The following is a 13,770-nucleotide window of genomic DNA, read 5'->3' as shown; positions in this document are numbered from 1 at the left end:
CAGCGGAGGGCCGCCACCCAGCAGGGTGGCGGCCCTTCTCGTAGGGCTGAGGCGCCGCCGGTCACGGGCCCGGAGGGCGACCACCGGCCGCCCGGCCCGCCGGGAGTTCCACCGTGATCCTCAGCCCGCCCGAAGTGCGCGGGACGAGGGTCAGGGTGCCGTCGTGGGCCTGGGCGATGGTCCGCACGATCGCCAGGCCCAGGCCGGAGCCCGCGTGGTCGGTGTGGACACGTTCGGTTCCGCGCCGGAACGGCTCGGTGAGCGTCGCGGCCAGCCCGGGCGGGAGCACCTCACCGGTGTTCTCCACGGTGAGCGTCACGGTTCCGGGACGGACACCCGTGGTGACCCACACCCGGCCCCGCCCGTCCCGGCCGGGCAGGTTGTGGACGATCGCGTTGTGCACGAGGTTCGTCGTGAGCTGGAGCAGCAGCGCCTCGGACCCGGTCGCCGGCGTGATGTCGCCGGAGGTCTCGACGGTGATGCCGTGCTTCTCCGCGAGGGGGAGCAGCGTCTCGGTGGCCTCCTCCGCCAGCAGGGACAGGTCGACGTCCTCCCGGACGAAGGCCCGCTGCTCGGCACGGCTGATCAGGAGCAGCGCCTCGGTGAGGCCGATGGCACGGGCGTTCACGGCGTGCAGCCGGCCGAGGAGCTCACCGGTGTCGCGGTCCGGGTCGGTGCGGGCCACGTCGAGCAGGGCCTTGGAGATCGCCAGCGGGGTGCGCAGCTCGTGCGAGGCGTTGGCCGCGAACCTCCGCTGCTCGGCGACGTGCGCGTCGAGCCGGGCCAGCATCGTGTCGAAGGCGTCGGCCAGTTCGCGGAACTCGTCCCCGCGCCCCGGCAGAAGGATGCGGTGGGAGAGGGAGCCGTCCGCGGCCGCACGCGCGGCCTCCGTGACGCGGCTCAGCGGCGCGAGCATGCGGCCCGCGAGGAACCATCCGCCCGCCAGCCCGAACAGCAGCAGGAACGCCAGCACCCCGGCCGCCCGCGGGGCGAAGACCCGCAGCAGGTTGGACCGGACGGGAAAGACGTCGTACGTGACCGGGGTGCCCGAGGGCACGATGAGCGCCCGCTCGGGCACGTACCGCAGCAGGAACAGCCACACCGCGGCCAGCAGCAGGGCGCCCGCGAGCATGAGGAACCCGGCGTAGCTGAGGGTGAGCCGGAGGCGGACGCTGGGCCCCGGTGCCCTATCCACGCCCGCCCCCGGCGTCGACGCGGTACCCGGACCCCGGCACGGTGAGGACGATCCAGGGCTCGCCGAGCCGCTTGCGCAGGGCCGAGACGGTGATGCGGACGGCGTTGGTGAACGGGTCGGCGTTCGCGTCCCACGCCCGCTCCAGCAGTTCCTCGGCGCTGACGACCCCGCCCTCGGCGGCGACGAGCACCTCCAGCACCGCGAACTGCTTCCGGGTCAGCGCGACATGGCGCCCGTCCCGCCGCACCTCCCTGCGGAACGGGTCGAGCCACAGCCCCGCGATCTCCCGCACGGGCGGCCGGTGATGGGCCCGCCTGCGGTCCAGCGCCCGCAGCCTGAGCACGAGTTCGCGCAGGTCGAAGGGTTTGGTGAGGTAGTCGTCGGCGCCGAGCCCGAACCCGGACGCCTTGTCGTCCAGCCGGTCGGCCGCGGTGAGCATGAGGATCGGCATCCCGCTGCCGGAGGCGACGATCCGCCGCGCGACCTCGTCGCCGGACGGCCCGGGGATGTCCCGGTCGAGCACGGCGATGTCGTACGCGTTGATCTCCAGCAGCTCCAGCGCGCGGTCCCCGTCCCCGGCGATGTCCGCCGCGATCGCTTCCAGGCGCAGCCCGTCGCGGACGGCCTCCGCCAGATAGGGCTCGTCCTCGACGATCAGCACACGCATGCCGTCGAGGCTACGAGGCGGTACGTATCGTCCGTGTATCGGAATCCGCATACGCTCCGGCAACACCGCACCGTCTTGGCTCGGACGCATGATGCGAAACGCCCTCCGCGCCTGTTCCCGCCCGGAGCCCTGGAAGCGCGGCCCGGTGCCCGCCGTACTGGCGCTGCTCCTCGGCCTGCTCCTGCTGCTGCACGCGGCGCTCCCGGACCCCGCGGGGCTCGGCGGTCTGCTGGAGAACCTCCTGCCGTGGCTCGGCGTGTTCGTCCCCGTACTGCTGGCCGCGGCTCTTCGGCGCCGGTCCCTCTCCGCGACGGCCGCGCTGCTGCTGCCGACGGTGGTGTGGACGACCCTCTTCGCCGGCCTCCTGCACGACAAGTCCCACCCCGGCGGCGACCTCACCGTGGCCACCCACAACGTCGGCGCCGCCAACCCCGACCCGGCCGGCACGGCCCGCGCCCTGGCCGCCTCCGGCGCGGACCTGCTGGCCCTGGAGGAACTGACCCCGAAAGCGGCCCCCTCGTACGAGCGGACGCTGGCCCGGACCTACCCGTACCACGCGGTACGCGGCACCGTCGGGCTCTGGAGCAGGCTCCCCCTCTCCGGGACCCGCACGATCGACATCATGAACTACGGCCCGCTGGCCGCCACCAGGTCCGCCGCCGCGCGACTCCCCGGGAACCGGGCCCTCCACACCACGGTGGCCACCCCGCACGGCCCCCTCGCGGTGTACGTCGCCCACCTGGGTTCCGTCCGCCTCATGCCCCGCACCGGCTTCTGGACCAGCAGCCGCGACATCGGCGCTGCCGCCCTGAGCCGGGCCGTCGCCACCGAGCGCAACCCCCGGGTGCTCCTCCTGGCCGACCTGAACGGCACCCTGGACGACCGCGCCTTCACGGACCTCCGGGCCCGCCTCCACTCCACCCAGACCACCGCCGGCACCGGCTTCGGCTTCACCTGGCCGGCCGCCTTCCCGGTGGCCCGCATCGACCACGTCCTCTACCGGGGCCTGCGGGCCGACCGCTCCTGGACCCTCCCCGGCACCGACAGCGACCACCTGCCGGTGGCGGCGACGCTGACCTGGTGAAACAGAACCGCCCCCGCCTCCGGGACGGAGACGGGGGCAGGGCCCGGTTTCAGGGGGCGACGATCACACGTCGTAGTACAGCTCGAACTCGTGCGGGTGCGGACGCAGCTGCAGCGGCGCGATCTCGTTCGTGCGCTTGTAGTCGATCCACGTCTCGATGAGGTCCGGGGTGAAGACGTCGCCCTGGAGCAGGAAGTCGTGGTCGGCCTCGAGGCGGTCGAGGACGGCCGGGAGGGAGGTCGGGACCTGGGCGACGCCCGCGTGCTCCTCGGGGGCCAGCTCGTAGAGGTCCTTGTCGATCGGCTCGGCCGGCTCGATCTTGTTCTTGATGCCGTCGATGCCCGCGAGCAGCAGGGCGGAGAAGGCGAGGTACGGGTTGCCGGAGGAGTCGGGCGCGCGGAACTCGACGCGCTTGGCCTTCGGGTTGGAGCCCGTGATCGGGATGCGCATCGCGGCGGAGCGGTTGCGCTGCGAGTACACCAGGTTGATCGGCGCCTCGAAGCCCGGGACCAGGCGGTGGTACGAGTTCACCGTCGGGTTGGTGAAGGCCAGCAGCGACGGGGCGTGCTTGAGGATGCCGCCGATGTAGTAGCGCGCCATGTCCGACAGGCCCGCGTAACCGGCCTCGTCGTAGAAGAGCGGGGCGCCGCCCGACCACAGCGACTGGTGGACGTGCATGCCCGAGCCGTTGTCGCCGAAGATCGGCTTCGGCATGAAGGTGGCCGTCTTGCCGTTGCGCCAGGCGACGTTCTTCACGATGTACTTGAAGAGCTGGAGGTCGTCCGCGGCGGCGAGCAGCGTGTTGAACTTGTAGTTGATCTCCGCCTGGCCGGCGGTGCCGACCTCGTGGTGCTGGCGCTCGACCTGGAGGCCGTTCTTCTCCAGCTCCAGGGAGATCTCGGCGCGCAGGTCGGCGAAGTGGTCGACCGGCGGGACCGGGAAGTAGCCGCCCTTGTAGCGGACCTTGTAACCCCGGTTGTCCTCGACGGCGCCGGTGTTCCAGGCGCCCGCCTCGGAGTCGATGTGGTAGAACGCCTCGTTCTCGGCGGTCTTGAAGCGCACGCTGTCGAACACGTAGAACTCGGCCTCGGGGCCGAAGAACGCGGTGTCGGCGATGCCGGTGGAGGCGAGGTACGCCTCGGCCTTCTTGGCCACGTTGCGCGGGTCACGGGAGTACTGCTCGCCCGTGATCGGGTCGTGGATGAAGAAGTTGATGTTCAGCGTCTTGTCGCGGCGGAACGGGTCCACGCGGGCCGTCGACAGGTCGGCGCGCAGCGCCATGTCGGACTCGTGGATGGCCTGGAAGCCACGGATCGACGAGCCGTCGAACGCCAGCTCCTCGTCCGGGTCGAACGCCTGGACGGGCACGGTGAAGTGCTGCATGACGCCCGGCAGGTCGCAGAACCTGACGTCGACGAACTTGACGTCCTCGTCCGCGATGAACTTCTTGGCCTCGTCGGCGTTCTGGAACATCCAGCTCCTCCTACTCCCGACCGTTCCCGCCGGGGTGGTAGATCGTTCGTGCGGCCAGTGCGGTGGCACACGCTGGTCTCGACCCTAGGGACGGGTGATTTCTCGGGCGTGACTCGTTTGTTTCGCAGAAGTTAACCGGCCATGCCTCAACCCTAGCGCCGACACACCCCTGCGCGTACTGCCCGAAAGCGGGCGCAGTACCGTGGTCGGGTGGACAACAGGGAAGTGATGGGGTCGTGGCTCTCCGGGCCGCGCGCGGCCATGGAAGAAGCGGGCGCCGACTTCGGCTACCGGGGCGAGCAGCTCGGGCTGCCGGAGACCGGGCCGAACTCGATCGCCCGTCCGGGGCGCCGGCTCGGCGCCCTCGCCGTGGACTGGGGGCTGTGCGTGCTGATCGCATACGGCCTGATCACCCACGGCAACAGCCCGGCCACCAGCAACTGGGCCCTGCTCGTCTTCTTCGTCCTGAGCGCGCTCACCGTGGGCACCCTCGGCTCCACGCCGGGCAAGCGCCTGCTCGGGCTGCGCGTCGTCGCGCTGCGGACCGGCACGGTCAGCCCGCCGCGCGCCCTGCTGCGGACCTGCCTGCTCTGCCTGGCCGTCCCCGCGCTGGTCTGGGACCGCGACGGCCGCGGCCTGCATGACCGGCTCGCCCAGACGGTCGAGGTCAGGATCTAGCACGCGCCAAGAAGAACAAGAAGAAGGGGCGCCCGGAGAGTCTCCGGGCGCCCCTTCTCATGTCGTCGTCGGTCAGCGGGACCTGCCGCCGCCGCCCTTCGGCATCCGCATGCCCTTCGGCATCGGACCCTTGGGGAGCGGCATGTTGCTCATGAGGTCGCCCAGCGCGCGCAGGCGGTCGTTGGTGACGGTCACCTGGGGGCCGGTGAGCACCCGGGGGTACTTCAGCATGGTCGTGCGCAGCTTCTTCAGCGGCACCTGGCCCTCGCCGTCGCCGACGATCACGTCGTGCACCGGGACATCGGCGACGATGCGGTTCATCTTCTTCTTCTCGGCCGCCAGCAGGCTCTTCACCCGGTTCGGGTTGCCCTCGGCCACCAGCACGATGCCGGCCTTGCCGACCGCGCGGTGCACCACGTCCTGGCTGCGGTTCATCGCCACCGCGGGGGTGGTGCTCCAGCCCCGGCCGATGTTGTCCAGTACCGCGGCGGCGGCGCCCGGCTGGCCCTCCATCTGACCGAACGCGGCCCGCTCCGCCCGGCGGCCGAACACGATGGCCGTCGCCAGCAGACCGAGCAGCACGCCCAGGATGCCGAGGTAGACCGGGTGCCCGACCAGGAAGCCGATCACGAGGAGGACGGCGAAAATGCCGAGTCCGACAGCCGCGAGTACAAGACCGATCGTCTTGTCGGCCTTGCGGGTCATCTTGTACGTGAGAGCGATCTGCTTCAGTCGCCCTGCGCTCGCGGCGTCCGCCGCGGTTTCCTTCCTCGCCATGCCCCCGAGTCTACGTGGCCGCCGGAGCACTCTCGACGGCGGTGCCCGCGCGGGGACGGCGGGGTGATCCGGGTCAGGGGCGGGTGGACGCGCGGTCGAGGAACTGCTGCGCCTCGACCCGGTCCTTGGCGCGGCGGCGGTCCTCCAGGACGGAGGTCCAGGCGTTGCGGCGGGCGGTGCGCTGGCCGCCCTGGAGCAGCAGCGTCTCGACCGCGCGCAGGGCGACGGCGAAGGACGGGATGGCGGTGGCGCGGACGGGTGCGGCCTGCATGATCGAGGTCCCCCCTCGGTGCGGGTGGTGTACGTGGCGTGATACCAGGGTCACTGATTGGTGTTACCAGCGCGTGACCGACCGGTCAAACGGTGGTGAAGCCCCGGCGAGGGGCCCGCACACGCCGACGCGGCCCCGCGAGCGCCCTCATCAGCGAGGACGGACGGGACCGCGTCGACTCGGCCACTACTGGCCAGTAGGAACTTGTGCGTGATTTCACACGACTTGCTCACACCGCCTGGGCGGCGATGTACGTACCACGCTTCTCGATCGCCATCTGGTAAAGACGCCCGGCGCGGTAGGAGGAACGGACCAGCGGGCCCGACATCACGCCGGAGAAGCCGATCTGCTCGGCCTCCTCCTTCAGCTCCACGAACTCCTGCGGCTTCACCCAGCGCTCGACGGGGTGGTGGCGCACGGAGGGGCGCAGGTACTGGGTGATGGTGACCAGCTCGCAGCCCGCGTCGTGCAGCTGCCGGAGCGCCTCCACGATCTCCTCGCGGGTCTCGCCCATGCCGAGGATCAGGTTGGACTTGGTGACCAGGCCGAAGTCGCGGGCCTCGGTGATGACCTTCAGCGAGCGCTCGTAGCGGAAGCCGGGGCGGATGCGCTTGAAGATGCGCGGGACCGTCTCGACGTTGTGCGCGAAGACCTCGGGGCGGGACTCGAAGACCTCGGCGAGCTGCTCGGGCACCGCGTTGAAGTCCGGGGCCAGCAGCTCGACCTTGGTGCGGCCGGTCTCGCGGCCCGCGGTCTGGGCGTGGATCTGGCGCACGGTCTCGGCGTACAGCCAGGCGCCGCCGTCCTCCAGGTCGTCGCGGGCGACGCCGGTGATCGTGGCGTAGTTGAGGTCCATGGTGACCACGGATTCGCCCACGCGGCGGGGTTCGTCGCGGTCCAGCGCCTCGGGCTTGCCGGTGTCGATCTGGCAGAAGTCGCAGCGCCGGGTGCACTGGTCGCCGCCGATGAGGAAGGTCGCCTCGCGGTCCTCCCAGCACTCGTAGATGTTGGGGCAGCCGGCCTCCTGGCACACGGTGTGCAGGCCCTCGCTCTTCACGAGGTTCTGCATCTTGGTGTACTCGGGGCCCATTTTCGCCCGCGTCTTGATCCACTCGGGCTTGCGCTCGATGGGGGTCTGGCTGTTACGGACCTCCAGGCGCAGCATCTTGCGTCCGTCGGGTGCGACTGCGGACACGACCGGCTCCCTGCTTGTTGCGAAGTTGAGTCTTCGATTCTTCGGCGTACACCAGAGTACGCCCGTGTACATCGGGTCCTACCGGGGGCGAAAACCTCGCGGACGCAGGCCGCATTCCCGGATCAGACCGCGGCGGGCTTCTCGATCACCCGGGGCGCGAGGACGGCCTCGGCCATGACCTCCCGCAAGTGGCGTTCGACCACGGGTACGACCTCCTCGATCGTGATGTCCCGGCCCAGCTCGTTCGCCAGGGAGGCGACACCGGCGTCGCGGATGCCGCACGGGATGATCCGGTCGAACCAGCGGTTGTCCGGGTTCACGTTGAGGGCGAAGCCGTGCATCGTGACACCCTTGGCGACGCGGATGCCGATCGCGGCGATCTTGCGGTCCTCGCGGCGCTGGCCGGCGTTGGAGGGCGCGTACTCCGGGCCGTTCATCCGGGGGTCGAACTCCTCGTCCGCGATCCGCGGGTCGAAGTCCAGCGAGAGGCCGCCGAGGCGCTGCTCGACCGGGTCGCCGAGGACCCAGACCCCGCTGCGGCCCTCGACGCGGGTGGTCTCGACGCCGAACTCCGCGCAGGTGCGGATCAGGGCCTCCTCCAGGCGGCGCACATGGGCGATCACGTCCACCGGGCGGGGGAGCTTCTGGATGGGGTAGCCCACGAGCTGGCCCGGACCGTGCCAGGTGATCTTGCCGCCCCGGTCCACGTCGATGACGGGAGTGCCGTCCAGCGGGCGCTCGCTCTCCTCGGTGCGGCGGCCGGCGGTGTACACCGGCGGGTGCTCCAGCAGCAGGACCGTGTCGGAGGTCTCGTCGGCGAACCGGGCGGCGTGCACCCGGCGCTGCTCGTCCCACGCCTCCTGGTAGTCGACGGCGTCCGCGCCGAATCCCATGTGGACGAACCGCAGCTCACTCACGGCAAGCGCCTCCCTTGGCCGGGCACCCCTCGTCGGGTCTGTCAGGCGCGTACGGCGCCCACGCCACTGTACGTCCGGACGGGTGACGTCAGCCCCACGGGTAATCCTCACACGATCGGATGAATGCCTGGGGATCTATGCGTCGGGTTGTTCACTCTCCGCTACATTCGCGCCGTTCGTGAGGCCAAAAGGGCTGCTCACAGCCCGTCCCGGCACCTCAGTGGCCTGTCAGTCAGGAGACCGCACCGCACATGACGGACCGACCCGCGCAGCGCACCCCCAACCGCCAGCTCGCCGCGCTCATCGCAGAGGCGGGGTTCTCCAACGCGGGTCTGGCCCGTCGCGTCGATCAGCTCGGCCTGGAACACGGGCTGGACCTCAGATACGACAAGACCTCGGTCACCCGCTGGCTGCGCGGACAGCAGCCGCGCGGGACCACCCCCGCGCTGATCGCCGAGGTGTTCACCCGCCGCCTCGGCCGCCGGCTCACCGCACAGGACCTCGGCCTCGACGCCTGTGCGCCGGTGTACGCCGGGCTGGAGTTCGCGGGCACCCCCGAGGAGGCCGTGGACATCGTCGGCGGGCTGTGGCGCAAGGACTCCGGCAGCCACGCCGAGCTGAGCAAGATCGCGTTCACGCCCGCGGGGCTGGTGGTCCCCAGCCGGGACTGGCTGATCGGCAAGGCCGACGACCGGGTGGCGCGCGAGCCGGCCGCCCGGGTACCGGCCCAGGCGCGGCCCGTGGAGGCGGGGTCCGCACGCCCTCCGGCCGCCGGTGCCGGACGGCCGCCCGCGCACCGGGTGACCGGTGGCGACCTCGCCGCGCTGCGCTCGGTGGGGGAGCTGTTCCGCGCCCTGGACGACCAGTACGGCGGCGGGCACGCCCGGCAGGCCCTCGTGCGCTACCTGGAGCACGAGTGCGAGCCGATGCTGCGCGGCAGCTACTCCGAGCAGACCGGCCGCAGGCTGTTCGGCGCCGCCGCCGACCTCACCCGGCTCGCGGGCTGGACCTCGTACGACATCGCCGCGCACGGGCTCGCCCAGCGGTACTTCGTCCAGGCCCTGCGGCTCGCCCAGGCGGCCGGGGACCGCGCCTACGGCTCCTACGTGCTGGTCACCATGAGCCGCCAGGCCGTCTACCTCGGGCACGGGCGGGAGGCCGTCCAGCTGGCGCGGGTCGCCCAGCAGGGCATCGGCACCGGCGCGCCGCCGGTGGTGCAGGCCCTGCTGCACGCGGCGGAGGCGCGGGCGCACGCCGTCCTCGGCGAGGCCCGGGCGTGCACCGGCGCGCTGGTACGGGCCGAGCGCGCCCTGGAGACCGCCCGGCCCGGCGACGACGTGCCGCACTGGGCGCGCTTCTTCGACGAGGCCCAGCTCGCCGACGAACTCGGCCACTGCCACCGGGACCTGCACCAGTTCCGGCCGGCCGCCCAGCACGCGGAGCGCTCGCTGCGGCTGCGCCCCGCCGCGCACGCCCGCAGCCGGGTGTTCTCCCGTGTGGTCCTGGCCACCGCCCGTCTGGGCCTCGGCGACCTCGACCAGGCGTGCGCCCTCGCGGCCGAGGCCGCCGCCCAGGCCGCCGAGATGCGCTCGGTCCGGGCCGTGGAGTACATCCGCGACTTCGAACGCCGCCTGGAGCCCTACCGCGACGCGCCTCCCGCCCGCGGGTACCGGGAGCGGGTGGCGGCGCTGGGTTAGGCCAGACGGGCTACGGGCTACGGGCCCCGCGCTACGCCGCTCGCGGCATCGTCGACGGCGGGTCCGACCGGTGCATCGAGGCGGTGACGCCCAGGTCGGTGAGGACGGCCGCGGTGGCCCGGCCCGCCGACTGCAGGGCGCCCTGGACGGTGCCGGTGTCGCGGTGGTCGCCGCAGACGTAGAGACCGGCCAGGAGGCGCACCGGGCGGTGGGGGTCGTACGGGGGGCGCATCGCCGGAACCGCGTCCGGGGTGTGGTGGACGGCCAGGGTCTCCCAGTGCTTCGTGGGCGTGCCGTACAGGCGGGCCAGGTGGGCGCGGACGGCCGCGTCGACGTCCTCGGGCGGGGCGCCCAGCACGGTCGAGGAGATCAGCGCCCGGCCCGCCGGCGCCCGGCCCGGGTCGACTTCGCTGAGCACCGCCGTGTGCGCGACCGGGCCGCCCCGGTCGGCGTCCAGCAGCAGCGAGGAGCCGGTGGCCAGCGCCGGTCCGGGGTCGTCGGTGGTGTGGTGGACCACGGTCACCGGGTGGAAGTCCGGGACGCGCAGGCCCGGCAGCAGCTCGGCCGCCGCCCGCGCGTCCGTGGCCAGCAGGACCGCGCGACAGCGCAGGACACCGTGCTCGGCCGTGGTGACCGAGGTGGTGGAGACCGAGGTGACCCGCACCCCGGTGCGCACCGTGCCCGGCGGCAGGTGGCGTGCCAGCAGCCGGGGCAGCGCCTCGGCGCCGCCCTCCGGCACGGCCAGCCGTCCCCCGGCGAACGCCCGCAGGGCGAGGTCGGCGCCGCGGCTGGAGGTGGTCAGTTCCGGGTCGCACAGCAGCGCGGCCAGCAGCGGGCGCAGGAAGCCCTCGACGGTACGGGCGGGTATCCCGCGTGCCGCCAGCGCGTCGGCGGCGGCCTCCTCCGGGCGGGCCAGCAGGCGTTCCACGGGGGTGGCCGCGATCCGGGCCAGCGCGGCGCCGAGCCGGGCCTGGTCCCACGCCCCGCCCACCGGTGTCCCGGTCCGGCCGGGGGCGGCGACCGGCCCCCTGGGGGCGCTCGCCAGGGCGCGCGCCACATGAAGTGCGCCCCTCGCGCCCCCGGCCGGCGCGGGCGCGCCCGCGCGGTGCGTGCGGCCGTCCCGGTGCAGCAGCACACCGGGGGCGAAACGCCGCAGCGCCAGCGGCTCCAGCCCCGGCGCGGTGCGCAGCTCGGGGCCGGGTACGGACAGCGGCCGTCCGACGCGGTCGAGACGGAAACCGTCGACCGTCTCGGTCGACATGCGGCCGCCGACCTCCGGGGCGGCCTCCAGAACTGCGGTCGTCACTCCTGCGCTGGTGAGCCGATGGGCCGCCGCGAGTCCGGCGACCCCGGCTCCCACGACGACGACGTCCACCTGGTACGCGGGCTCAAGCACGAGGCCCCTCCTGTGGTTGCGCGGCCGGTGGAGACGTCATGCCCCCGACCGGCCCGCCGGATACGCGAATTCGGGTCGAGGTTAGGACCCTTGTCGGTCAAGGACAGTCGCGCATCGACAGGGCACGGTCGCATGGAGGTCGCATACAGTCATATCCGCTCGCTGCCCGCCTTGGACGGCTCTACTCCACCGCGCTACTCGGCCGCCCGGATCGTCTCCTCGATCCCCGGGAACGCGAACCGGAACCCGGACTCCAGCAGCCTCTTCGGCACCACCCGCTGACTGCCCAGCACGTCCCCGGCCATCTCGCCCAGCACCGTGCGCAGCACCGCCGCCGGCACCGGGAACGGCGTCGGCCGGTGCAGCACCCGGCCCATCGCCTCGGTGATCTCCTGGTTGGTCAGCGGGTCGGGCGCGGTCAGGTTGAAGGGGCCGGACAGGTCGTCGCGGTCCAGCAGATGCCGGATCGCGGCCACCTCGTCGTGCAGCGCGACGTACGACCAGTACTGCCGCCCGTCCCCGAGCCGGCCGCCGAGCCCCGCCTTGAACAGCGGGAACATCCGCGCCCACGCCCCGCCCCCGGACGCCACGACCAGCCCGGTGCGCGCGAAGACCGTGCGCACGCCCGCCTCCCGCACCGGCGCCGCCGCCTCCTCCCACTCCTCGCACACCGAGGGCAGGAAGCCCTCGCCGGGCGGGGCGTCCTCGTCCGTGATCCGGTCGCCGGTCTCGCCGTAGAAGCCGATCGCGCTGCCGTTCACGAAGACTCGCGGCGGCTCCGGCAGGGAGGCGGCGGCCTCCGCGAGCGCGGTCGTGCCCAGCACCCGGCTGTCGCGGATCACCCGCTTGTACTCCGGCGTCCAGCGCTTGTCGCCGATCCCGGCCCCCGCGAGGTTGACCACCGCGTCGCAGCCCGCCAGCCCGGCCGCGTCGACGTACTGCTCCTCGGGGTCCCAGCGCACCTCGTCGGGGCCCTGCGGCTCCCGCCTGACCAGCCGCACCACCTGGTGCCCGTCGTCGGTGAGGGACCGCACCAGGGCGCTGCCGATGAGACCGGACGCGCCGGCCACCGCGATTCGGGAAGAGTCCATGATCCCAGCATGCCCCGCGGGCCCGGAATCAGGGCGGCGCGCCGTACCCCTGACGGCCGCCTACTCCGTGATCAGCTCGCCCGTGTCCACCGGCGCCGTCGCCGTCCGCGCCCGCCGCGCGTCCGCGGAGACCTCCGACGCGGTCAGCACGTACCCCGTCTCCGAGTTCGAGGTGGACCGGGCGAAGACCACGCCGTAGACCCGGCCCTGCGTGGTCAGCAGCGGCCCGCCCGAGTTGCCCGGCCGCACGGTGGAGCGGATGGAGTAGATCTCCCGGGTGACCGTGCGGTCGCTGTAGATGTTCTGGCCGGTCGCCCGCACCCGGTTCGCCACCGTCGCCGCCTGGAGGTTCAGGCTCCCGTCCTGCGGATAGCCCGCCACCACCGCCGACGCGCCGCGCCGCGCCGAGCCGTCGAACGGCAGCACCGGCGCCCGCAGACCCGGTACGTACAGCACCGCCACGTCCCGGTCCGAGTCGAACAGCACCACCCGCGCCCGGTACGACGGACCCACCCCGCCGATCCGCACCGTCGGGTCGTCGATGCCGGCCACCACGTGCGCGTTCGTCATCACCCGGCGCGGCGCGTACACGAACCCGCTGCCCTCGCGGCCCTCGGCGCCCGCCGCACCCTCGATCTTCACCGTGCTGCGCCGGGCCGCCTCCGTGGCCGCCGGGGTCACACTGTCCCCGGAGGGCTCGGCCACCTGGGCGGTCGACTCGTTCTCGAACGGGTTGAACACCTGCGGGAAGCCCGCCTCCGTCAGCGCGGAGGTGGCCCGCGAGAACCAGGCCGGGGTGGTCTCGGGCATCGTCCGCTGCACCGCGCCCAGCAGCGCGGAGTCGCGGATCGCCGACGTCACCGTCTGCGAGGGCGCCGCCCCCAGCACGCTCGCCGCGACCCAGGCCACCAGCAGCACGGCGACCCCGTTGGCCGCGGCGCCCCCGACACCGTCCGCCACCCGCAGCGGACCGCGGCCCGACTCGTCCATCCGCCGCCGCAGCCGCAGCGCCAGCCGGCCCGCCAGCTCGTGCCCGATCATGCCCGGCACCAGCACCGTCAGCACCGCGACCACCGTCGCCGCCGCCGAGCCGCGCGTCACCAGACCGGTGACCCACGGCAGCGCCCACACGCCGACCGCCGCGCCGCCCACGAATCCGGCCAGCGAGACACAGCCCGCCACCAGGCCGCGCCGGTACCCGGACGCCGCGTAGAGCAGGATCACCAGCACGAGCAGCACGTCGAGCAGGTCCACGGAGCCGCCTTTCTCTCGCACCCCCTAGGGAGTGTCTCTCCGAACCTCACGGGTCCGCGACGGCCGGAGAGATAC

General features: G+C 73.0%; 13 protein-coding genes. 3 read left to right on the top strand and 10 right to left on the bottom strand.

The features are described 5' to 3' along the window. Window positions 1-61 precede the first annotated feature (61 nt). Complete coding sequence (locus ABZ898_RS10415; protein ID WP_361655317.1) at window positions 62-1,195, bottom strand: HAMP domain-containing sensor histidine kinase; 1,134 nt, start codon at window positions 1,193-1,195, stop codon at window positions 62-64. Continuing rightward, a complete protein-coding gene (locus ABZ898_RS10410) occupies window positions 1,188-1,862 on the bottom strand; it encodes a response regulator transcription factor (RefSeq protein ID WP_361655314.1) in 675 nt (224 codons plus the stop codon). Before ABZ898_RS10410 ends, ABZ898_RS10415 begins: the two co-directional genes overlap by 8 nt. An 88-nt stretch (window positions 1,863-1,950) precedes the next feature. Here ABZ898_RS10410 and ABZ898_RS10405 point away from each other — a divergent pair, with 88 nt between their 5' ends. Continuing rightward, window positions 1,951-2,946 (top strand): endonuclease/exonuclease/phosphatase family protein, encoded by a 996-nt coding sequence (locus ABZ898_RS10405; RefSeq protein WP_361655311.1) that lies wholly within the window; start codon window positions 1,951-1,953, stop codon window positions 2,944-2,946. 63 nt (window positions 2,947-3,009) lie between these two features. Here ABZ898_RS10405 and glnA read toward each other — a convergent pair whose 3' ends face one another. After that, on the bottom strand, window positions 3,010-4,419 hold the full coding sequence (gene glnA, locus ABZ898_RS10400) for a type I glutamate--ammonia ligase (RefSeq protein WP_161150111.1): 1,410 nt from the start codon (window positions 4,417-4,419) through the stop codon (window positions 3,010-3,012). A gap of 210 nt (window positions 4,420-4,629) precedes the next feature. Here glnA and ABZ898_RS10395 point away from each other — a divergent pair, with 210 nt between their 5' ends. After that, a complete protein-coding gene (locus ABZ898_RS10395; protein WP_361655307.1) occupies window positions 4,630-5,097 on the top strand; it encodes an RDD family protein in 468 nt (155 codons plus the stop codon). 72 nt (window positions 5,098-5,169) lie between these two features. Here ABZ898_RS10395 and ABZ898_RS10390 read toward each other — a convergent pair whose 3' ends face one another. The 4 genes from ABZ898_RS10390 to lipB form a co-directional block, all read right to left on the bottom strand. Next, complete coding sequence (locus ABZ898_RS10390; RefSeq protein ID WP_361655305.1) at window positions 5,170-5,874, bottom strand: DUF4191 domain-containing protein; 705 nt, start codon at window positions 5,872-5,874, stop codon at window positions 5,170-5,172. Window positions 5,875-5,947: 73 nt separating this feature from the next. After that, a complete protein-coding gene (locus ABZ898_RS10385) occupies window positions 5,948-6,145 on the bottom strand; it encodes a hypothetical protein (protein ID WP_361655302.1) in 198 nt (65 codons plus the stop codon). 229 nt (window positions 6,146-6,374) lie between these two features. After that, entirely contained in the window at window positions 6,375-7,340 is a 966-nt protein-coding gene (gene lipA / locus ABZ898_RS10380) for a lipoyl synthase (RefSeq protein ID WP_361655299.1), read from the bottom strand. Window positions 7,341-7,462: 122 nt separating this feature from the next. Then, window positions 7,463-8,257: a lipoyl(octanoyl) transferase LipB gene (gene lipB, locus ABZ898_RS10375; RefSeq protein WP_361655296.1), complete on the bottom strand. Its 795-nt coding sequence runs from the start codon at window positions 8,255-8,257 to the stop codon at window positions 7,463-7,465. Between the two features lie 251 nt (window positions 8,258-8,508). Between lipB and ABZ898_RS10370 the strand changes: the two genes are divergently transcribed. After that, window positions 8,509-9,954 carry a regulator gene (locus ABZ898_RS10370; protein WP_361655293.1) on the top strand — a complete coding sequence of 482 codons (1,446 nt, stop codon included), beginning with the start codon at window positions 8,509-8,511 and terminating at the stop codon, window positions 9,952-9,954. Window positions 9,955-9,985: 31 nt separating this feature from the next. Here ABZ898_RS10370 and ABZ898_RS10365 read toward each other — a convergent pair whose 3' ends face one another. From ABZ898_RS10365 to ABZ898_RS10355, 3 genes are all read right to left on the bottom strand, one after another. Beyond that, window positions 9,986-11,350, bottom strand: a complete 1,365-nt coding sequence (locus tag ABZ898_RS10365) for an FAD-dependent oxidoreductase (protein ID WP_361655291.1) — start codon at window positions 11,348-11,350, stop codon at window positions 9,986-9,988. 194 nt (window positions 11,351-11,544) lie between these two features. Beyond that, window positions 11,545-12,441 (bottom strand): TIGR01777 family oxidoreductase, encoded by an 897-nt coding sequence (locus tag ABZ898_RS10360; protein WP_361655289.1) that lies wholly within the window; start codon window positions 12,439-12,441, stop codon window positions 11,545-11,547. Between the two features lie 60 nt (window positions 12,442-12,501). Continuing rightward, a complete protein-coding gene (locus tag ABZ898_RS10355; RefSeq protein ID WP_361655287.1) occupies window positions 12,502-13,695 on the bottom strand; it encodes a MarP family serine protease in 1,194 nt (397 codons plus the stop codon). Between the last annotated feature and the right edge of the window lie 75 nt (window positions 13,696-13,770).

Source organism: Streptomyces sp. NPDC046860, assembly GCF_040645115.1.
GTDB lineage: Bacteria > Actinomycetota > Actinomycetes > Streptomycetales > Streptomycetaceae > Streptomyces.
The sequence above is the reverse complement of the archived record's forward strand: the minus strand, read 5'-3'. Positions and strand labels throughout refer to the sequence as shown.

Bases quoted from the DNA above. Each gene is read 5' to 3' on its own strand.
- ABZ898_RS10385 (WP_361655302.1), bottom strand. From the start codon at position 6,145: ATGCAGGCCGCACCCGTCCGCGCCACCGCCATCCCGTCCTTCGCCGTC.
- glnA (WP_161150111.1), bottom strand. From the start codon at position 4,419: ATGTTCCAGAACGCCGACGAGGCCAAGAAGTTCATCGCGGACGAGGAC.
- ABZ898_RS10360 (WP_361655289.1), bottom strand. From the start codon at position 12,441: ATGGACTCTTCCCGAATCGCGGTGGCCGGCGCGTCCGGTCTCATCGGC.
- ABZ898_RS10370 (WP_361655293.1), top strand. From the start codon at position 8,509: ATGACGGACCGACCCGCGCAGCGCACCCCCAACCGCCAGCTCGCCGCG.
- ABZ898_RS10405 (WP_361655311.1), top strand. From the start codon at position 1,951: ATGATGCGAAACGCCCTCCGCGCCTGTTCCCGCCCGGAGCCCTGGAAG.
- ABZ898_RS10410 (WP_361655314.1), bottom strand. From the start codon at position 1,862: ATGCGTGTGCTGATCGTCGAGGACGAGCCCTATCTGGCGGAGGCCGTC.
- ABZ898_RS10390 (WP_361655305.1), bottom strand. From the start codon at position 5,874: ATGGCGAGGAAGGAAACCGCGGCGGACGCCGCGAGCGCAGGGCGACTG.